Source organism: Dellaglioa sp. CoH-57-MRSF-16 (assembly GCF_056782055.1).
Genome location: NZ_JBXAXZ010000144.1, coordinates 1 through 295, shown reverse-complemented (window position 1 = coordinate 295; position 295 = coordinate 1). Strand labels below are relative to the sequence as shown.

Annotated in this window: 1 pseudogene; it reads left to right on the top strand. The window is 55.6% G+C overall.

Annotated features, from left to right (window positions below):
- Nucleotides 1-295 (top strand): annotated as a pseudogene (locus AC1RPH_RS08210) (hypothetical protein); the annotation flags it as partial.

Sequence of the window (295 nt, the reverse complement as noted above, 5' to 3'; positions counted from 1 at the left end):
AACTGGGATGCGAACGCAAACAGCCCGGTTCTAGCTAACGGCGGCGTTGCTGGCGGTACTGCTCAGGCAAATGGTTCGTACTACGTGGTTTCTGTTGCAGGCTCAACATCTATCGACGGCATCAGTACATGGGCCGTTGGTGACTTGGCACTGGTCTCCAACAACGTGTGGACGCGGATTGCGAACTCTGGTTCGAACGTCACGTCCGTGAACGGTAAGACGGGAACCGTGACGCTGACAGCAACCGACATTACTGGGTTTGCCACTGTAGCAACATCAGGCAGCTACGACGATC